Origin of the sequence: Bacillus sp. ZY-1-1 (genome assembly GCF_003047165.1) — a bacterium.
In the GTDB taxonomy this organism is placed as follows: domain Bacteria; phylum Bacillota; class Bacilli; order Bacillales; family Bacillaceae; genus Bacillus; species Bacillus velezensis.
Window position 1 is genome coordinate 3,777,676 of record NZ_CP027061.1, and the last position, 19,825, is coordinate 3,797,500.

Annotated in this window: 16 protein-coding genes and 1 other annotated feature (1 of these 17 cut by a window edge); all 16 genes read right to left on the reverse strand. The window is 41.1% G+C overall.

All coding sequences use genetic code 11. The features are described from left to right. Position 1: 1 nt before the first annotated feature. Positions 2-751, reverse strand: a complete 750-nt coding sequence (gene rlmB, locus C5I45_RS18975) for a 23S rRNA (guanosine(2251)-2'-O)-methyltransferase RlmB (RefSeq protein ID WP_003156413.1) — start codon at positions 749-751, stop codon at positions 2-4. After that, positions 735-1,166: a Mini-ribonuclease 3 gene (locus C5I45_RS18980; protein WP_003156412.1), complete on the reverse strand. Its 432-nt coding sequence runs from the start codon at positions 1,164-1,166 to the stop codon at positions 735-737. Before C5I45_RS18980 ends, rlmB begins: the two co-directional genes overlap by 17 nt. A gap of 4 nt (positions 1,167-1,170) precedes the next feature. Further along, the gene (cysS, locus tag C5I45_RS18985) at positions 1,171-2,571 is read right to left on the reverse strand and encodes a cysteine--tRNA ligase (RefSeq protein ID WP_003156411.1); all 1,401 of its coding nucleotides are present in this window, start codon (positions 2,569-2,571) and stop codon (positions 1,171-1,173) included. Continuing rightward, entirely contained in the window at positions 2,568-3,221 is a 654-nt protein-coding gene (gene cysE / locus C5I45_RS18990; RefSeq protein WP_003156410.1) for a serine O-acetyltransferase, read from the reverse strand. Before cysE ends, cysS begins: the two co-directional genes overlap by 4 nt. A gap of 75 nt (positions 3,222-3,296) precedes the next feature. Then, positions 3,297-3,530, reverse strand: a binding site (T-box leader). Between the two features lie 2 nt (positions 3,531-3,532). After that, entirely contained in the window at positions 3,533-4,984 is a 1,452-nt protein-coding gene (gene gltX, locus C5I45_RS19000) for a glutamate--tRNA ligase (protein WP_015388783.1), read from the reverse strand. Between the two features lie 91 nt (positions 4,985-5,075). Beyond that, positions 5,076-5,552, reverse strand: a complete 477-nt coding sequence (gene ispF / locus C5I45_RS19005; RefSeq protein ID WP_003156407.1) for a 2-C-methyl-D-erythritol 2,4-cyclodiphosphate synthase — start codon at positions 5,550-5,552, stop codon at positions 5,076-5,078. Next, a complete protein-coding gene (ispD, locus tag C5I45_RS19010; protein ID WP_003156405.1) occupies positions 5,545-6,243 on the reverse strand; it encodes a 2-C-methyl-D-erythritol 4-phosphate cytidylyltransferase in 699 nt (232 codons plus the stop codon). Before ispD ends, ispF begins: the two co-directional genes overlap by 8 nt. Positions 6,244-6,255: 12 nt before the next feature. Then, positions 6,256-7,356, reverse strand: a complete 1,101-nt coding sequence (locus C5I45_RS19015) for a PIN/TRAM domain-containing protein (protein ID WP_003156403.1) — start codon at positions 7,354-7,356, stop codon at positions 6,256-6,258. 113 nt (positions 7,357-7,469) lie between these two features. Continuing rightward, positions 7,470-8,552: a DNA integrity scanning diadenylate cyclase DisA gene (gene disA / locus C5I45_RS19020; RefSeq protein ID WP_003156401.1), complete on the reverse strand. Its 1,083-nt coding sequence runs from the start codon at positions 8,550-8,552 to the stop codon at positions 7,470-7,472. Between the two features lie 3 nt (positions 8,553-8,555). Further along, complete coding sequence (gene radA, locus C5I45_RS19025) at positions 8,556-9,935, reverse strand: DNA repair protein RadA (protein WP_032858168.1); 1,380 nt, start codon at positions 9,933-9,935, stop codon at positions 8,556-8,558. Between the two features lie 117 nt (positions 9,936-10,052). Continuing rightward, entirely contained in the window at positions 10,053-11,090 is a 1,038-nt protein-coding gene (locus C5I45_RS19030) for a S8 family serine peptidase (protein WP_052587033.1), read from the reverse strand. A gap of 5 nt (positions 11,091-11,095) precedes the next feature. Beyond that, positions 11,096-12,814 (reverse strand): ABC transporter ATP-binding protein, encoded by a 1,719-nt coding sequence (locus C5I45_RS19035; RefSeq protein WP_052587031.1) that lies wholly within the window; start codon positions 12,812-12,814, stop codon positions 11,096-11,098. Between the two features lie 48 nt (positions 12,815-12,862). Then, on the reverse strand, positions 12,863-15,904 hold the full coding sequence (locus C5I45_RS19040) for a type 2 lanthipeptide synthetase LanM family protein (protein WP_107994573.1): 3,042 nt from the start codon (positions 15,902-15,904) through the stop codon (positions 12,863-12,865). A gap of 56 nt (positions 15,905-15,960) precedes the next feature. Further along, entirely contained in the window at positions 15,961-16,197 is a 237-nt protein-coding gene (locus tag C5I45_RS19045; RefSeq protein WP_052587026.1) for a mersacidin/lichenicidin family type 2 lantibiotic, read from the reverse strand. A 250-nt stretch (positions 16,198-16,447) separates the two neighbouring features. Next, complete coding sequence (gene clpC, locus C5I45_RS19050; RefSeq protein WP_058906512.1) at positions 16,448-18,886, reverse strand: ATP-dependent protease ATP-binding subunit ClpC; 2,439 nt, start codon at positions 18,884-18,886, stop codon at positions 16,448-16,450. Further along, positions 18,883-19,825 carry the 3' portion of a protein-arginine kinase McsB gene (locus tag C5I45_RS19055; RefSeq protein ID WP_003156398.1) on the reverse strand. The gene runs 149 nt beyond the window's last position, so 943 of the gene's 1,092 nt are visible here — the last part of the coding sequence; its start codon lies beyond the right edge, outside the window; it ends in the stop codon at positions 18,883-18,885. Before C5I45_RS19055 ends, clpC begins: the two co-directional genes overlap by 4 nt.

The following is a 19,825-nucleotide window of genomic DNA, read 5'->3' on the forward strand; positions in this document are numbered from 1 at the left end:
TTTATTCCCCTAAAGGATTGCGCTTCCGGTAGACTTCATACATGAGAAGGCCGGCCGCTACCGACGCATTCAGAGACGTGACTTTTCCGGCCATCGGAAGTTTAATGAGAAAATCACATTTCTCTTTCACAAGCCGGCCCATTCCTCTGCCTTCGCTTCCGATAACGAGCGCCAAAGGCATCTTGCCGTCCATAGAGCGGTAGTCTTCCCGGGCGGATGCATCCGTTCCGACGACCCAAATCCCCCGCTCCTTCATTTCATCAAGTGTCCGGGCAAGGTTGGTCACCTTCACGACGGGAATGTGTTCAATCGCACCGGTCGAAGCTTTTGCGACCGTCGATGTCAGTCCGACCGCTCTGCGTTTCGGAATCACAATGCCGTGTGCACCGACAGCGTCAGCCGTTCTCATGATGGAACCGAGATTATGAGGGTCTTCCAGCTCGTCCAATATGAGAAAGAAAGGCTGTTCGTTTCTCTCTTCCGCTCTTTTATATAATTCGTCTAATTGTGCATATTCATATGCCGCCACCTGGGCGACAACACCCTGATGCTGCCCCTCCACCATCTGATCGAGTTTTTTCCTCGGTACAAATTGAATGGTGACGCCGCGCTTTTTAGCAAGCTCCATAACTTGCTGCGCCTGTCCTTTTACTGTGTTTTCCGCCATCCATAACTTATACAGCTTGCGATCTGACTTTAACGTCTCAATCACAGCGTTTTTTCCTATGACGTAATCATGTTGCTGACTCATTTGTTTTCCTCCCTGACGTCCCGACTTGTATAGCCTCAGCAATCAGCTGATTCAGTCTTTCTTCTCTTTTCTCAAGAAAAAGGTATCCGAGTAAAGCCTCAAAAGCTGTACTATGGCGGTACGTCTGTACATCTGTGTTTTTAGGCGTCGTCCCTGATTTCGCGTTTCTGCCTCTTCTCAGCACGGCTTCCTCTTCCTCCGTGAAAAAGGATTCGTCCTGAAGGCGGAACAATATGTCTGCCTGTGATTTTGCCGATACAATCCGGCTCGCCTTCTTATGAAGGTCATTCGGTTTCGTAAAGCCCTGCTTAAGCAGGTGATGCCGGACGTATATTTCAAAAATGGCATCACCCATATAAGCAAGCGCAAGACCGTTTAACTGCTTTGAATCTTTGATTTGTTCAAATTGAAGCATCCGCTTATTCTCCCCGCTTCCAGCGAGTTCCCTGGGCTGTATCTTCAAGAATGATATTCATGCTTTTCAGCTGATCGCGAATCTGGTCTGACAAAGCGAAATCGCGATTGCGGCGGGCTTCATTTCTCTTCTCAATCAACTCTTCAATCTCTTCGTCGACAAGCTCTTCTTCGCCGAGCGTAAGTCCGAGAACAGATCCGATTCTGTCAAACATGCTGATAAAGGCTTTAATGACGTGATCCGCCGTATTGTCTTCCTGCATGTAGTAATTGGCGAGCTTCGCCAGATCAAACCAAACGGAAATCGCATTCGCCGTATTAAAATCATCATCCATTGCTTCTTCAAACGCAGTGCGGTGCTCTTCGATTTTAGCGAGCCATTCCTCATCATTGTCAGTCAGATTCGTGCTGCTAATCAAACGATGGTTTAAATTACTGTATGCCGTCTTGAGGCGGTTAAACGCGTTTTTTGTTTTCTCAAGCAGCTCTTCCGAATAGTTGATCGGGTGGCGGTAATGAACGGACAGCATGAAAAATCTCAAAAGCTGCGGGTCATATTGCTTAATGATATCGTGCACCAAAACAAAGTTGCCGAGCGATTTTGACATTTTCTCATTATCGATATTGATATATCCGTTGTGAAGCCAGTATTTTGCGAATGTCTTGCCTGTTAATGCTTCAGATTGCGCGATTTCGTTTTCATGGTGCGGGAATGTCAGGTCCTGACCGCCGGCGTGAATATCGATTTCGTCACCCAAATACTTTTTCACCATTGCGGAGCATTCAATATGCCAGCCCGGGCGGCCTTTTCCCCAAGGGCTATCCCATGAAATTTCTCCGTCCTTAGCAGCTTTCCAAAGCGCAAAGTCCAGCGCATCCTCTTTCTTCTCGCCGACACGGATACGCGCGCCTGATCTGAGTTCATCAATGGATTGCTGAGATAGCTTGCCGTAGCCTTCGAAGGCCCTTGTTTTGAAATAGACGTCGCCTTCTGATTCATAAGCGTAGCCTTTTTTAATCAGCTCGCTGACAAATTCAATAATGGCGTCCATGTTTTCCATGACCCGGGGGTGAAGATCCGCTTTCCGGCATCCGAGGGCGCCCACGTCTTCAAAATACGCTTTAATGAACCGTTCAGAAACGGTCGGGACGTCCTCGCCGAGCTCGTTGGCCGCCTTAATCAGTTTGTCGTCAACATCGGTGAAATTCGATACGTATTGAACATCGTATCCTTTATACTCCAAATAGTTGCGTACGGTATCATACACAATCGCCGGACGGGCGTTTCCGATATGAATATAGTTGTATACAGTCGGTCCGCACACGTACATTTTTACTTTGCCTTCCTCAAGAGGAACGAATGTTTCCTTTTTCCGTGTCAATGTATTATAAAGTGTAATGGTCATTTTTGGTTGATCCTTTCTTTTTTATCTTCCAGTTCAGCCTGCAGTTCAAAAATCTGCTGCTCCAATGCTCTAAACCGGTCAGCAACCGGATCGGGCAAGTCTTGGTGATTGAGATCGCGTTTGATTTTTCTTCCGTTCTGAATGACGACTTTCCCCGGTATGCCGACAACGGTCGAAAAGTCGGGAACATCACGAAGCACAACGGAGCCGGCCCCTACTTTAGAACCCTGCCCGACCGTAATAGAGCCGAGCACCTTCGCTCCGGTTGCAATTAAAGCATCATCTTTTATGGTCGGATGCCGCTTCCCCTTTTCTTTTCCCGTTCCCCCGAGAGTGACACCTTGGAATACCGTCACGTTATTGCCGATTTCACATGTTTCCCCTATGACGACCCCCATACCGTGGTCAATGAAAAACCTTCTCCCGATGGTCGCGCCGGGATGGATTTCAATTCCGGTAAAGAAACGGGCAATCTGTGATATCAGGCGCGCCAGGAAGAAAAATCTCCGTTTATATAAAGCATGTGCAATCCGATGCGCCCATATAGCATGTAAACCAGAATAAGTTAAAACAACTTCGAAATAGCTTCTTGCTGCCGGATCTTGATCGAACACTGTATCTATGTCTTCTTTTAGCATTTTAAAAAACACATGCTTCCCCCCATTCTCTCCCCGCTCCAGTCTGTTTTTCCGCCTATAAAAAAAAGCGCCTCTGCATGTAAACATGACAGAGACGCTTTTACCGCGCGGTTCCACTCTGTTTGAAAAACAAGTCACTGTTTTCCCAACTTAAAAGCCGGTAACGGCGGCGGCCGCCTTTAAATACTGATTTCCGCAGAAATGTTCTTCAAAGGTCTTAAGGGCGCACTTCTAAAACATGACGCATGAATCTCTCTCAGCCGATGAAGATTCTTTCTGTAATGGTCATTGTTTTATACTCTTCCCTGTCAACAATCGTATATTTAAATGCTTTTCAGGCGTCTGACGGCTGTTTCTCTGCCGATCAGCTCAATGGCCTGCGGAAGCTCCGGACCGTGTGTCTGACCGGTAACCGCTACACGAATCGGCATGAACAGCTTTTTGCCTTTATGGCCTGTTTCTTTCTGAACAGCTTTGATTGAGGCTTTGATCAGCTCAGGCGTAAATTCTTCAAGCTCTTCAAGCTTCGCAGCAAATACGCTGAGCACTTCAGGCACCTGTTCTTCTTCCAGAACGGCTTTTGCCTCTTGATTATACTCGATCTCATCTTTAAAGAACAAATCAGTAAGCTCGACAATTTCAGCGCCGTAGCTCAATTGCTCATGGTAAAGAGAGATTAATTTACGAACCCATTCCTGTTCTTCGGCAGAAAGCTCAGTGCCGACTTTTCCTGCTTTTTGCAGGTGCGGCAGGGTCAGCTCAACCACTTGATCAAGATCCAGCGCTTTGACGTATTGGTTGTTGACCCATTTCAGTTTATGCATATCAAACAGAGCCGGTGACTTAGACAAACGATTTACATCAAAAATTTCAATGAATTGTTCTCTTGTGAAAAGCTCTTCTTCACCGACGGGAGACCAGCCGAGAAGTCCGATAAAGTTAAACAGCGCTTCAGGCAGGTAACCCAGCTCATCATACTGCTCAATAAACTGGATAATTGATTCATCACGTTTACTTAATTTTTTGCGGCTTTCGTTTACGATAAGCGTCATATGTCCGAAGACAGGAATATCCCAGCCGAATGCCTGGAAAATCATGATCTGTTTCGGTGTATTTGAAATGTGATCCTCACCGCGGAGCACGTGCGTCATTTTCATTAAGTAATCGTCAATCGCGACGGCAAAGTTATACGTCGGTGTTCCGTCTTTTTTGACGATGACAAAGTCGCCGATGCCGTCTGATTCAAAAGAAATCTCGCCTTTTACGATATCGTTAAATGCGATGATTTTCCCTTCCGGCACGCGGAAACGGATGCTCGGCTGTCTGCCTTCGGCTAAAAACTGCTCCTGCTCTTCCTGAGTCAGGTTTCTGTGTTTGCCGGAATAGCGCGGCATTTCCCCGCGGGCGATTTGCTCTTCACGTTCTTTTTCAAGTTCTTCTTCTGTACAGAAACATTTATAAGCAAGCCCTTTTTCAAGAAGCTCTTCATAGTACTCTTTGTAAATGTCGTTACGTTCAGACTGGCGGTACGGGCCGTATTCACCGCCGACATCCACACTTTCATCCCAGTCCATGCCGAGCCATTTCAAATAGTTAAGCTGACTTTGCTCTCCGCCTTCAATATTTCGCTTTTTGTCCGTATCCTCAATCCGGATAATAAACTTTCCGCCTTGGCTGCGGGCAAATAAATAGTTAAAAAGCGCCGTTCTGGCGTTACCGATATGCAAATGTCCGGTCGGACTCGGTGCATAACGAACGCGTACTTCATTTCCCATGTTCAAATACTTCCTTTCATCTCGTCTATAGCCTCTAGCCGAATATATGTATCTATTCTACCACCAAATAGACCCGGCATCAAAACAATGATCAGGCTTTTTGAATCAGAACGGTTGCCTGAGCGGCAATTCCTTCGGCTCTTCCGGTAAACCCGAGCTTTTCAGTCGTCGTCGCTTTTACGTTTACTTGAGAGACGTCCGCCTCAAGGCCTTCCGCTATCCGTTTTCTCATAGCATCAATATGCGGCGCCATTTTCGGCTTTTGCGCAATAATCGTGCAGTCTATATTTCCGAGTACGTACCCTTTTTCTTTTACAATGTTCCAGACATGCTGAAGCAGCTTAAAAGAATCCGCATCCTTGAATTCCGGATCAGTATCCGGGAAATGCTTGCCGATATCTCCTTCACCTGCCGCTCCAAGACACGCGTCTGCGACTGTATGCAGCAATACATCAGCATCTGAATGTCCGAGCAGTCCCTTTTCATAAGGAATTTCAATTCCGCCGATGATGAGCGGACGGCCTTCCGTTAATTGATGCACATCAAATCCTTGTCCGATTCTAAACATTATGATTCCCACTTTCCGCTTTCATGATTGCTTCCGCAAATATCAGGTCATCCGGCGTTGTCAGCTTAATATTGGTATAGCTGCCTTCAACGATACTCACCTGATATCCATCAAGACGCTCGACGAGGCTGGCGTCATCCGTACCTAAGAAGCCTTTGTTTTCCGCTTCCATATGCGCCGTCTTCAATAAAGAAAGACGAAAAGCTTGCGGCGTTTGAACGGCCCACAAGCTTGAACGATCAAAGGTCTCCGCAGCCCGGGAGCCTTCCGCCCGTTTTATCGTGTCTTTCACAGGAACAGCCAGGACAGCCGCTCCCGCCTCCTCTGCTGTTTCAACGAGCTTATCGATATGCTGATGTGTGACAAACGGGCGCGCTCCGTCATGAACAAGCACGACCGATTCCTTATCAATCACTTTCAGTCCTTCGTATACACTGTGCTGACGCTCCGCACCTCCGGTAACAAGCTCAATTTCCGTCTGAATCGGAAATTGGGCCAGCAGCTGGCGAAAATCTTCCCGTTCACTCTCGTTTATCACCAGGATTATTTTCTGACAGGGTGCGTGGCTTTCAAAAACCCGCAGTGTGTGTATAATAACGGGCGCACCTTTTAAGCTGATGAACAGCTTATTTTTCCCGGCCTTCATCCGTTTTCCTTGTCCGGCAGCCGGAATAACGACAACATACTCCATATGAACTCCCTCTTAAAGAGCTTTCTCAAGCAGCTTGGGCTTGGCAAAAATCATTCGTCCCGCCGCTGTCTGCAGTACGCTGGTTACGAGCACATCAATATGTTTCCCTATATAATTGCGGCCTTCTTCCACAACAATCATTGTGCCGTCATCTAAGTAAGCCACACCTTGATTATGCTCTTTCCCGTCCTTAATCACCTGCACATTCATCTCTTCGCCCGGAAGCACAACCGGCTTCACCGCGTTTGCAAGGTCATTAATATTCAGTACCGCAACCTTTTGAAGCTCGCATACTTTATTTAAATTAAAATCATTCGTCACAACGACACCGGATGTCAGCTTCGCAAGTTTGACAAGCTTGCTGTCAACCTCCTGAATGTCTTCGAAGTCGCCTTCATAAATTTCAACCGTAATATCCAGTTCCTTTTGAATGCGATTCAAGATATCCAGTCCGCGGCGTCCTCTGTTACGTTTTAAAACATCTGAAGAATCAGCGATATGCTGTAATTCCTCCAGCACAAATTGAGGAATGACAATGACGCCTTCTAAAAAGCCCGTCTGACAAATATCTGCAATTCTCCCATCAATAATAACACTTGTATCCAAGATTTTCAGCCTTTTATCCTGTTCTTCCTGCTCCTCATCAGCACTTCCCTTTTTCTTCTGCATTCTTGCAGAAATGGAGAAAAGACTGATCAGTTCATCCTTTTTCTTAAATCCGACTTGGAAGCCCAGATAACCGAGAAAGAAAGCCAGAAAGACCGGAATGATGGTGCTGAATATACGGTACGGAATATTGTCCAGCGGAATCACGTTTACAATGAGATATGCGATGATAAGTCCAAAAACCAATCCGAGACTCCCGAATAACAGATCCGGCACCGGAGCTCTCAGCAAAGAATCTTCAATCCATTTTACCCAATTAATCACATATTCTGTCGTCCATATACTGATGAGAAAAAAGATAATAGCACCAATTGCAGCAGACGTATATGCGTTTGTTATTAAAGGTATGTCCTGTATATTTGACAGCACAAACAATTCAGGTATTAAAAAGATACCGACAACGCCGCCCACAATAATGAAGAACGCCTGAACTATTCGTTTTAACATACCTCCACCTCCTTTTAAGTAGCATTTTTTCAGCAGACTGTCAGAGCCTACAAATTCAGAATAAACAAAAACTAACAATAATATACCCGGATTCCGACAGGTTTAAGCGATACTTAAAGCTGTCTATCTATATAGTGTTTTTCCTGAAGGCGTTTTAAGCCTTTTTTGATTTTTTGGGCGCGCACTTCGCCGATACCCTCGACATCATCAAGCTCTTCTACAGTGGCTTCCGTTATGCTTGGCAAAAATCCGAACGCCTCAACCACATTTTCAACAATCGGCATCGGCAGACGCGGAATTTTGTTCAGCAGCCTGTAGCCTCTCGGGAGCACATAATCATCAAGATTCGTAGAAGCCGGGTATCCAAGCAGTTTAAACAGAATGGAATCATCCAGCAGATCATAGCTGGACATATCCTGGAGCTCTTTTAACAGCACGAACGGATCTTTGATTTTTTCTTTGACATAGTCTTTGATGAAAAGTGCCGCCTCTTCTTCCATGTCCGTAATCAGTTCAATCACCTGCAGACGGATTAAGTGGCCTTCCGTTCCGAGTTCTTTAATATACATATTGATTTCATTTTTTATTCGGAGCACCATTTCATACCGATGCATGACAGACAGCACGTCACTGAATGTCACAAGCTCCTCAAACTCTAATGCGTTTAGAGCCGTAATTGTTTTGTCTAAAATGGTTTTATACTTCTCGAGCGTTTGAATGGCCTGATTTGCCTTTGTTAAAATAAAACCTATGTCCTTTAGTGTGTACTTCATGCTGTCCTGATATAACGTAATGACATTTCTGCGCTCAGAAATGGCGATGACGAGACAGCCGGTCTGCTTCGCCACCCGTTCCGCCGTACGGTGCCTCATTCCCGTTTCTGAAGAAGAAATGGTCGCCTCCGGCATAAGCTGCGTATTCGCATAAAGAATTTTCTGGCCGGAATCACTTAAAATAATGGCACCGTCCATTTTGGCCAGCTCGTATAAGTGAGCGGGCGCAAATGATGTATTAATATGAAAACCGCCATCGACGACTTGCTTTACCTTATCATTGTATCCGACAACAATCAGGCCGCCTGTATTTGCCCGAAGTACATTCTCTATCCCGGCTCTGAGCGGGGTGCCCGGTGCAACGAACTGCAGAATTGCAGACAGGTCAAGCTCTTGTTTCGCCCCTTTTTTCTCTTTTTCCATCTATTATGATCCTCCTAATGAAGTACGAAGCGCTTCTGCAACATTTGCTACTCCGACAACCTCAATCCCTTTTGGTATTGTCCACCCATCTGCATTCGCCTCAGGTATGATCATGCGCTTGAAGCCGAGTTTTGCCGCTTCTTTTACGCGCTGTTCGATTCTTGACACCCTGCGGACTTCTCCTGTCAGTCCCACTTCACCGATAAAGCAATCTGCGGGATTCGGCGGTGTATCTCTGAAGCTTGAGGCAATGCTGACGGCTACTGCCAAATCAATCGCCGGTTCATCCAGTTTGACCCCGCCGGCGACTTTTAAATATGCATCTTGATTTTGAAGCAAAAGACCCACCCGCTTCTCAAGCACAGCCATAATTAACGATACCCTGTTGTGGTCAATGCCTGTAGCCATGCGGCGCGGATTTCCAAAACTGGTCGGTGATATGAGCGCCTGGATTTCAACCAGAATCGGTCTCGTTCCTTCCATTGACGCAACGATACTCGAACCCGATGCCCCGGCAGAACGCTCTTCCAAGAAAATTTCAGAAGGGTTGAGCACTTCCGTAAGCCCCTCTTCCCGCATTTCAAAGATGCCCATTTCATTTGTTGAGCCGAAACGGTTTTTTACGGCCCGCAAAATACGGAATGTATGATGCCGCTCTCCTTCAAAGTATAGAACGGTATCGACCATGTGCTCAAGCAATCTCGGCCCTGCGATCGATCCTTCTTTTGTGACGTGTCCGACGATAAAAATAGGTATGCCGTTTGTTTTCGCGATTTTCATCAATTCGGCCGTACACTCTCTTACTTGTGATACACTGCCGGGAGCCGAGGTGATATCACTTTGGTAAACGGTCTGAATGGAGTCTACGACAACAAATGCGGGTTTCATCTCTTGTATAGCAGACGAAATATACTCCATATCGGTTTCAGATAAAACATGTAACATTTGGCTGTTGATGCCAAGTCTGTCGGCGCGCAGCTTCGTTTGCTTCACGGATTCTTCCCCTGAAATGTAAAGCACGCTGCCGGCCGTATCTGCTAATTGTGCGGATACTTGGAGAAGGAGCGTGGATTTTCCGATCCCGGGATCGCCGCCGATCAATACTAACGAGCCTTTCACAACGCCGCCGCCAAGCACTCTGTTGAATTCTTCGAGCTTTGTTTGAACGCGGGGTTCTTCTGATGTTTCAATTGATGTAATGGGTGATGGTTTCTGGACGGTTTGAACGGAGTGGGAGAAAGCCGCCCGCCGATTCGCCGGCGCTTTTTTTATGGTTTCTTCCACCATTGTATTCCAAGCCCCGCAGCCCGGGCACTTTCCCATCCATTTTGCGGATTCATAACCGCATGAGTGGCAGATGAATTTTGTTTTTGGTTTAGCCATATATGAATCTTCCTCTTACTATAAAATTAAGACATACCGTAATATATGTATGTCTTTAAAAAGTTCGTGCTGTGTATTGTTTTTACGACAGAATAATGATCTGTAGTTTCATTATATTCAATAGTTATCGATAAGCATTAAACTATTGTATGCATTTACAATTCGAGTTCCCGCTTCATTTACCTCTTTAAAGTTTTGAGAGTTTGAAACAGCTCCTCTTATAAGGAGCTTTAATACATCTTCAAATTCATATTTCTTTTTATTCTTTTTTAATTTTGATAAAATTAATCCTATTGTGGCTGTAACTTGAGCAGTTGCGATGCTTGTTCCATAAGTTAGGTCATAACCTCTTGGTAGATCCAATGCTTTTCCGATAACAGAAGGTTCTTTAGCTAACGGAAATGTGGTTAAAACCATTTGCCTTATATCAAAAATTTTATTTGTATTCCAAGAGTCTCCTAACTCCCCCCCGTAGCCACATATAGTTATGCAATCTCCATAATTAGAGTAATTAACTAAATCCATATTTTTCTTTACAGAGGCTACACCTACAACACCGTCTAGAGAAGCAGGCATTATATATAAATCGCCCGTCTTATATTCTGAATTATACTTGAAAACTTTCCGTTGATCGTTTCCAATGGATGATACTATAAATGTATTCATATCCAACAGTTTCTTAACAATTTTATTATATTCTCTTATTTCAACTAAATCTTTCTGGTTTTTTAGAGCATTATATGCCCCTAAACTTAAGTTAATTATATCTACATTTTCATCATATGCCTTATAGAGAGCTTGTAATACAAAACTTGCACTTGAAGACTTATCCCTTATAACTTTATATGGGATAATTTTTAACTCAGGACCGATTCCTAATAACCTTCCATTAGCTGCAATGATTCCAGCAATTTGAGTACCATGACCAATTTTATCATCAATTGAATCGTCTATAAAAGACATTGCTTTTTCCAAAAGAATGTTCTCTTTTAAATCTGGATGATCCGTATCAATACCGCTATCTATAATTGCTATTTTAACATCTTGACTCCCTTTTTCAGAATAAAAGGTTTTCCCATTGTCTGTTACTAAATCTACAGCCCATCCCCACTTTTGATATAAATCAGCGTTTTGTATTAACTCTATAGTTTTCATTAAATCTACTTAACCTCCGATAGGTCAAACTGTAAATCTACTAACCTTTTATATAAAGGATGCATTTCATATAGATCTTTATGAGTACCCGACCCAGAAACACGACCATTTTCTAGTATAATGATATTGTCCGCAGATAATATTGTAGATAATCTATGCGCAATAACCAAACTAGTTTTCTCCCCCATTAAATAGTCTAGAGTTTTTTTAATTATTTCCTCTGAATGACTATCTAGATTCGATGTTGCTTCATCCAACAATAATAGTTTGGGATCTCTAAGAATTACCCGAGCTATTGCAATTCTTTGTCTTTGTCCAGCAGACAATTTCATCCCCTTTTCTCCAACTTCAGTGTGTATTCCCTTAGAGAAACCTCCAACATCTTTTTTTAAATACGTTCTTTCAAGAACACTATCTATTTGTTCCTTTGTAAAATCACCCTTTGTTCCGTATAATATATTGTCTAGTATGGTTCCATCGATTATTGGAGTCTCCTGAGTTACATAACCAATTTGTTTTCTCCACTCTTGTAATTCATATTCAGAAATTAATTTATTATTTAAAAAAATCCCTCCATTTTTGGGCTCGTATAAACGCTCTAACAGGGAAAATATAGTGGTTTTTCCTGCTCCGCTGGGGCCAACTAAAGCTGTAACTGTACCTGGTTTCAAACTAAAGGATATGTCTTTTAAAGTTTCCTTCTCCTCGTTATAGCTAAAACTTACATTTTTAAAAAGTATGTTGGTGTTAGGTTCGCTGTATTTCAGCCCTTCTTTTTTTTCTACTTCTTTACTGAATATTAGATCATTAACTCTGTTAATTGCTCCTAAAGACTTTTTATAAGTAACAAAAAACTCCCCAATAGAACTCACAGGAATTATTATTTGAATCAAATACATTATAAACGCCATCAAATCCCCGCTTGTTAAAGTATGTGATGAAACTCTATAACCCCCATACATAATTATACTAACAATAATCAGCATTAAAACTAAACTAATCAGTGGCGTTAATATAGAAAAAATTTTCGCTTCTTTTATTGACTCTCTATAGATGTGTGTAGCATTTTCAATACCTTTTTTTTCTTCAAGGCTTTCTGTATTGGATATCTTTATTAATTTAATATTATCCAAAACTCGGTTCAAAAAAGATGTTAAAGATCCCACATAATGTTGTTGTCTTTGGGATATCGAAAGAACTTTTCCTCCCATTGGTAATAAAAATAATGATATTAAAGGTATTGATACAATTAAAACTAAAGTTAATCTCCAATCCAAAACTATCAATATTATTACCGAACCAATAACAGCTATAATACCAGATATAAAAGATATTAAATCGCTTCCAAAGAAGTCTTTAATAATTAAGGTATCATTAGTTATTTTGCTTATAATATCCCCAGATTTGTTTTTCTCAAAAAACCCCATATTAAAAGTGAATATTTTTTCGATACCCTTCACCCGTATAGATTTGACTACTTTTTGTCCAATACGGTTCAAGAGATACAATAAAATACCTGAAAGAAAGGTTTGGAATAGCAATACTAGAGTTAAAACAATAATCTTAGTAAAATCAAGACCTTTTGAAAAACTATCCACCAACTCCCTTGTAAGAAGTGGTATTGATAAGCTAAATGCTGTCTCCAGTAAACTCAATAGTAAACATATCATCAATACATATTTCGGTAATTCTATAACCTTTAATAACTTGTAAACTTGTTTCACAATATCACCACAAATTTGAATTTTGTAAGCCTTCTAAATATAGAAGGCCTACAATATAGGTTGCTCTAAGGTCAGGATGTTCGGCATACCTAAAAAGTCATTTCCATAAAGTAGGGCATATCCTACTCCTGCAGCTCCTGTCATTAATCCAAAGTCTAGTTCAAATTTTTGTTTAATACTATTTAAATTCAGAGACCTTTCTATTTCCTCTATAGTATCAGATACTAAATGAATTAACGTTTGATTATTTTGTTTTTTTGCTAATTCCAAAATTATCAATTGAACTCCTAACTTCCCATGACATAGAGTTATATCTTTATATTTTTTAGATAATAACTTATCTATTATTATTTTTTGTTCTGCTCCGTCAAAATTTATATTCATATTACTTCTAGCTAATAAGATGCCAGGTGCTCCATGGCACCAGAAATTTTGATATTCATTATTTAGATTCCTTAAATCTCTCCAATTTTTCTTTTCTTTTGAATAATAGTAATCCTCGTATTCTATTAACATATTGATGTAATTTTCATAGATCTTATCTCCGGTAACGTTTTCAAGCTTTTTTAGAGCTAAAGCGATACCCGAGGCACCATGAGAAATTCCTGTAAGCATTTTAAACTCATCGCTTTCAATACTACTGTCTATATACTCAAGAACAAAGTTACCAAAAGATTTTGCCAAACTCAGTGCATCTTCTATACGTAATGTACAGTAGATATTCAATAGAACAATGATAGATCCTGCATAACCACCTATAAAATCAAGTTCATTATTATAATTATCTTTAAAAGAATCAAGTTTATTAAGAATCATCTTTATATCTTCAGCAAATTCTCTCTTTTTTTCAGGAAAAAAGTAAATGTAATGGTTAAGAACATATAAGTATGAGCATAATCCATAAAACGCTGAAATATTTTCGTTCTCGTGAATTTTAATTTTCGCACTATTTATACACCTCAGTGCCATATTTTTATATTCATCTTTATTATATTGTCTATTTAAGTAAAGAAAAAATAAACCGATGCCTAAAAGGCCCTCATACAAACTTTCATCTATCGGAGATAATATGAACTTTTCACTATCTATTTGTTTTTTTGAAATAAAAGTTACAAAATTATTATCAATGTCTTTGATGGACTTGCTTATAAGAAAATCACCTATTAATTCTGGAAGAGTTTTACCTACGCTTTTTTCTAAATTCTCGCTGTGTTTTAAATTGGATTGGGTTTCGCTTAAATTAGAAAAACACTGTCTTATAAATTCAATTTGATGCTTGCAATCCTTTGTACTAAGTTGTTTTATTCTTTCTTTTACTATAGTTAAAGACTCTTTCTCAAAAAACTGTGAAATTCTTTCTCCTCTTGATGTAATTAGGTCTTTTGAATTAATACCTGCGTAAAAGTAAGGTATATCATGGTTTAATAAATCATTATATTCACTGAATATAATATCTAAATTTTGAAGATATTTCTTATTCCATATATTTTCAAAAAGCAGACTTCTATCTAAACCGTTCATTAAATAATCAGGATGTAAACTCCATTCTAAGAACTCAGCATAAGTCGCTGTATTCCGATAAATAAATCTAAAATGTACGTCTTTAAAAGCTTCAATAGGCCCATCTTCATTTAAGAGTTCTTTTTTGTTTTCTTTAAACAAATTATATAAGGATGTAAAGCCCTTAATAATTGAGTTTATGTATTTACTAGGCTGAATCGCGTCATTTGAAGTAAGTGGTTGATTTTGAGAACCTTTATACTCCTGTTTTGTTTTAACAAGCTTCATATTATCTGTTCCAACATTTTGAAAATCAAACGACTCAAAAGGAAGTTCTTGGTTTCCACTTCCTCCAATTCCACTTAAATCAAATTCAACACCTGTATAATTACTAACAGGTAACATCCCTGTTAAAATCACTGAATTATTAATTTTATCCCAAGCTAATTCATCAACTCCATTATAACTTTTATGTTCAATCTTATTTTGGAAGAGCGATTCAAGGTCAACTAAAATAGGGTAAGCAGAATGGGCAATCATGTTTTCCAAATGGAAATCTGTAGCATTAAGTATATATAATAAGGCAGTATATGCACCTTGCCGTTCATAAAATAATTCGATGTCTTTTTCTTTATTACATGCTCTATAATTAATAAATTTCTGCCATCCGTAGCTCTTTTTATCAATTGACTTAGCATATTTTAATTCAGGTTGAAAATTTTTTTGATTAATCCATGTAATAAGTTCTTCAAATTTCTTATCCATATGTAATGATCTTGGTTTATAGATGAGTTTATGACCGTTATCAAATTTTAAACACATTATACTTCTACCATTATTATGATCATCACCCAATCCCTTATTTAAAGAAACAAGAATGCTATCTGAAATGAACTTTTTCTCTATAAGATCACGTCTATCACTAATGTAACGGGATAAGGTCTCTTTAAAATTATTTATATTTTTTTCAACAGAGCTTACAATCAATCTCGCTAAAACTGAATACTCTTTCAATACTTTTAAGATTTCTTTTGGACTCTCTAAAAATTTTTTTGAATAGGAATGATACCTTTCATCTGAGGTTTTTCCAACTAAGTTTCCTTTTAACCTTTCAATATTTAGATCAAGTATAAGAGTTCTTGAAACTAGTGAATCCAGGTTTTCTTGTATTGCGTTTATTAAAGAATCACGTAACTTTACCGCGTTAATGTAACTATAGTCGAAGATATGTTTGAATTCAAAGTCTATTTTTCGTAATGCCCAATCTAAAAATGGATAAGTAAAGTAGTAAAAAACTGATTGTTTATAGGAATGGTTACCATTATATTTACAAGTTTCTTTAAAAATTTCATTTAACCTATCTATCCACAATCTATCACTAATTTCAAAATCACATCTGGAAGAAATTATCTTACTAAAAATGTTGAAACCCTTATAATATTTCTCTATTTTCTCTTCAAATACTTCTTTTTTTAAACCTGAAGTTAATACCCATTTTTCATATTGGTCATGGATGATTTTGATACCTCTATCCGGAATTCTCTCACTTATATATGAACCATTTTTGAATTCATCAAATAAATTAGACATATGAACATTCTCCTCTCAAAAAAGAGGACTCCACGAGCCCTCTTTTTAAGTAAGTTTTAAACTTTACATTTTATTTTAAATGTAGGACAGACTTTCAAACTTACTCGAATAACTACAGTTGGTGCAGGACTAACTGGGGTTGTCATAGGGTTAACATTATCCTCACTACCAAGCATTGATAATTGGCGAGCTTCAATAGACCCAGATGGATGATCTGCTACATCCGATAAAGTTTTTCTAAATTCAGGATCTTTCCATGCTCTAATGGTTCTTTCAATCTGCTTTTCTGACATATTTTTACCTCCCTGTAATTTGATACAAGAAAATTATAATATATTCCCAATTAAATCGCAACAATTATCACAAAATTCTATTTTTAGATTAGTGCTTCTATCCCTCGCTTCCTATTTACTGACTGATGGTTTCATATGTTCACACACTTTAACCTTGTGCTAACGATCTAACACTTAATAATAACTTTACCTTTTAAAAAAGACGTGCAAGATTAGCTGCACGTCTTCTCATATTTAATTTAATAACATTTTAAGCATCCGTTTTAGCAGTTGTTTTTACGACAAATTCGCCGTCCTCAACATCAAGAACAATGTGCTGGCCTTTATCAATATTGCCTCTGAGGAGTTCTTCTGATAATCGGTCCTCCACATGCTTTTGAATCGCTCTTCTTAACGGACGTGCGCCGTATTCCAAATCGACGCCCTCTTCTGCTACTTTTGCTTTGGCAGCATCCGTCAGCTCGATAGAGAGATCTTGTTCTTTCAGACGTTTTGTTAACTGATCAGACATAAGCGACACGATGTCTGTAAGATGTTTTTTCTCAAGGGAGTGGAAGACGATAATTTCGTCAATCCGGTTGATAAACTCAGGTCTGAAGGCACGCTTCAGCTCTCCCATGACTTTGTCTTTCATGTCTTTATGGTTTTGTGATTCATCCTGGACATTGAAGCCTACATATTTGTTGCGCTTCAGCTCGCTCGCCCCGACGTTTGACGTCATAATCAGGATCGTGTTGCGGAAATCCACAGTGCGTCCTTTTGAATCAGTCAAGCGTCCGTCTTCAAGCACTTGCAGGAGAATGTTAAACACATCAGGGTGCGCTTTTTCAATTTCATCAAGCAATACGACAGAGTAAGGTTTTCTTCTCACTTTTTCTGTCAGCTGGCCGCCTTCATCATAGCCGACATATCCCGGAGGAGAACCGACAAGACGTGAAGTCGAGTGTTTCTCCATGTATTCGGACATATCCACTCTGATCATCGCTTCCTCATCACCGAAAATGGATTCCGCCAGCGCTCTTGCCAGCTCTGTCTTCCCAACGCCTGTAGGGCCTAAGAAGATGAATGAACCAATCGGACGTTTCGGGTCCTTCAGTCCGGCTCTTGCACGTCTGACAGCCTTTGCCACGGCTACAACGGCTTCATCCTGGCCGATGACGCGGGAATGCAGAATGCTTTCCATATTGAGAAGCTTATCTGTTTCCGTTTGGGCAATTTTAGATACGGGCACCCCGGTCCAGCTGGATACAACCATCGCGATATCCTCTACAGAAACTTCGGAGTTCTCCTGGCCTTGTTTTTCTTTCCAGGTTTTTTTCGTGTCTTCCACCTGTTCTCTCAGGCGCTGCTCCGTATCACGAAGGGAAGCCGCTTTTTCAAACTCCTGGCTCTGAACGGCAGCGTCTTTTTCCTTGCGAACTTCATCGAGTTTCTGCTCAAGCTCTTTTAAGTTCGGAGGCGTTGTGAAAGAACGGAGACGCACTTTTGAACCGGCTTCATCAATTAAATCGATCGCTTTATCCGGAAGGAAGCGGTCAGAAATATAACGGTCGGACAATTTAACCGCGGCTTCGATCGCTTCATCGGTAATGGATACGCGGTGATGCGCTTCATAGCGGTCACGGAGCCCTTTTAAAATTTGAATGCTTTCATCGGCTGACGGCTGATCCACTTGAATCGGCTGGAAACGGCGCTCGAGAGCCGCGTCTTTTTCGATATATTTACGGTATTCATCAAGCGTTGTGGCACCGATGCATTGAAGCTCTCCGCGGGCCAGTGAAGGTTTTAAGATATTCGATGCATCAATCGCACCTTCTGCTCCCCCCGCTCCGATCAGTGTATGCAGTTCGTCAATGAATAAAATAATATTGCCGGCCTGACGTATTTCATCCATTACTTTTTTCAAGCGGTCTTCAAATTCTCCGCGGTATTTCGTACCGGCTACAACCGTACCCATGTCTAACGTCATTACGCGTTTATCACGTAAAATTTCCGGCACTTCATTATTGATGATCTGCTGTGCGAGGCCTTCAGCAATCGCAGTTTTACCTACACCCGGTTCTCCGATAAGAACGGGATTATTTTTCGTTCTGCGGCTTAATACCTCAATAACACGCTGAATTTCTTTGCTTCGCCCGATAACCGGATCAAGACTGTCTTCCTTCGCAATCGCAGTTAAATCACGCGCCAGACTGTCAAGCGTCGGCGTGTTTGCATTGCTGTTGGCACCGGATGCAGAAGACCCCGTCTCATTGCTTCCCAGAAGCTGCAGCACTTGCTGTCTCGCTTTATTTAAGCTGACACCGAGATTATTCAGAACTCTCGCCGCCACGCCTTCTCCTTCACGGATCAATCCGAGAAGTATGTGTTCTGTTCCCACATAAGAATGTCCTAGCTTTCTGGCTTCATCCATTGATAGCTCTATTACCTTTTTGGCTCGAGGTGTGTAATGAGGAACAGAGGTGGCACTTTCCTGCCCTCGACCGATCAAACTTTCCACTTCTTTCTGCATTTTATCTGAATTAAGGCCAAGAGCTTCTAAAGCTTTAAATGCGATCCCTTCACCTTCACGGACTAACCCTAATAGTATATGTTCAGTTCCGATATTTGTATGGCCTAAGCGCAGTGCTTCCTCCTGTGCCAGTGCCAATACCTTTTGAGCTCGCTCTGTAAACCTTCCAAACATCATATCGAATCATCCTCCTGTCTATTTGCACTCATTTCTAAATGCAGCCTTTCCCTGATAAGAGCCGCTCTTCTCGCGTCTCTTTCGTTCGGCCGTAATGCACCGCCCGAATATTGCTGGAGAAAACCCGGCTGTGTCAAAATCATCAGTTCATTAAGTATATTGCTTGATAGCCCTTTGATGATCCCAAGGTCTATCCCCAGCCGAACGTCAGAAAGGCATTTCGCCGTTTCCTTTGATTCAATCATACGGCAGTTCGATAAAACGCCGTAAGATCTGAATACCCGGTCCTCCAATTCAATTTTCGAAGTTTGGTAAAGCGCTTCTCGGGCTGAACGTTCCTGCTCAATCAGCTGGGCAGCCACACTGTTTAAATCATCTACAATGTCCTGTTCTGATTTTCCGAGTGTGATTTGATTTGAAATTTGAAAGATATTTCCTAATGCTTCGCTGCCTTCACCGTAAATTCCTCTAACAACTAAGCCTAATTGGTTAATTGCCGGGATAATTCGATTCATTTGCCTAGTTAATACAAGGCCCGGCAAATGCATCATGACTGAAGCCCTTAGTCCCGTCCCTACATTTGTAGGACAGCTTGTTAAGTACCCTCTCTTCTCTCCAAAGGCGTAATCCACTTTCTCCTCAATCCAGTCATCAACCTGGTTTGCCGCTTTTATGGCATTGAGAAGCTGGAAGCCGGGGAAGAGGCATTGAATTCTGATATGATCTTCTTCATTTAACATAATGCTGACTTCTTCATTTTCAGAAAGCAGACAGCCGCCAAAAGGAGATTCCGTTAAATTCGGGCTGATCAGATGTTTCTCCATCAGCACCCGTTTTTCCAAAGGCTGAGCTTCACTCATTCTGATTAAATGAAATTGACCGATATCAGGCAGTTCCTTACCTGAAAAATGATCTTCGAATTGCTGAATGATGGATGAG

What these genes read in the sequence shown, in the direction of transcription:
- rlmB (WP_003156413.1), bottom strand. Translation starts at nt 751, where the DNA reads ATGAGTCAGCAACATGATTACGTCATAGGAAAAAACGCTGTGATTGAG.
- C5I45_RS18980 (WP_003156412.1), bottom strand. Translation starts at nt 1,166, where the DNA reads ATGCTTCAATTTGAACAAATCAAAGATTCAAAGCAGTTAAACGGTCTT.
- cysS (WP_003156411.1), bottom strand. Translation starts at nt 2,571, where the DNA reads ATGACCATTACACTTTATAATACATTGACACGGAAAAAGGAAACATTC.
- gltX (WP_015388783.1), bottom strand. Translation starts at nt 4,984, where the DNA reads ATGGGAAATGAAGTACGCGTTCGTTATGCACCGAGTCCGACCGGACAT.
- ispF (WP_003156407.1), bottom strand. Translation starts at nt 5,552, where the DNA reads ATGTTTAGAATCGGACAAGGATTTGATGTGCATCAATTAACGGAAGGC.
- ispD (WP_003156405.1), bottom strand. Translation starts at nt 6,243, where the DNA reads ATGGAGTATGTTGTCGTTATTCCGGCTGCCGGACAAGGAAAACGGATG.
- C5I45_RS19015 (WP_003156403.1), bottom strand. Translation starts at nt 7,356, where the DNA reads ATGTTAAAACGAATAGTTCAGGCGTTCTTCATTATTGTGGGCGGCGTT.
- disA (WP_003156401.1), bottom strand. Translation starts at nt 8,552, where the DNA reads ATGGAAAAAGAGAAAAAAGGGGCGAAACAAGAGCTTGACCTGTCTGCA.
- radA (WP_032858168.1), bottom strand. Translation starts at nt 9,935, where the DNA reads ATGGCTAAACCAAAAACAAAATTCATCTGCCACTCATGCGGTTATGAA.
- C5I45_RS19030 (WP_052587033.1), bottom strand. Translation starts at nt 11,090, where the DNA reads ATGAAAACTATAGAGTTAATACAAAACGCTGATTTATATCAAAAGTGG.
- C5I45_RS19040 (WP_107994573.1), bottom strand. Translation starts at nt 15,904, where the DNA reads ATGTCTAATTTATTTGATGAATTCAAAAATGGTTCATATATAAGTGAG.
- C5I45_RS19045 (WP_052587026.1), bottom strand. Translation starts at nt 16,197, where the DNA reads ATGTCAGAAAAGCAGATTGAAAGAACCATTAGAGCATGGAAAGATCCT.
- clpC (WP_058906512.1), bottom strand. Translation starts at nt 18,886, where the DNA reads ATGATGTTTGGAAGGTTTACAGAGCGAGCTCAAAAGGTATTGGCACTG.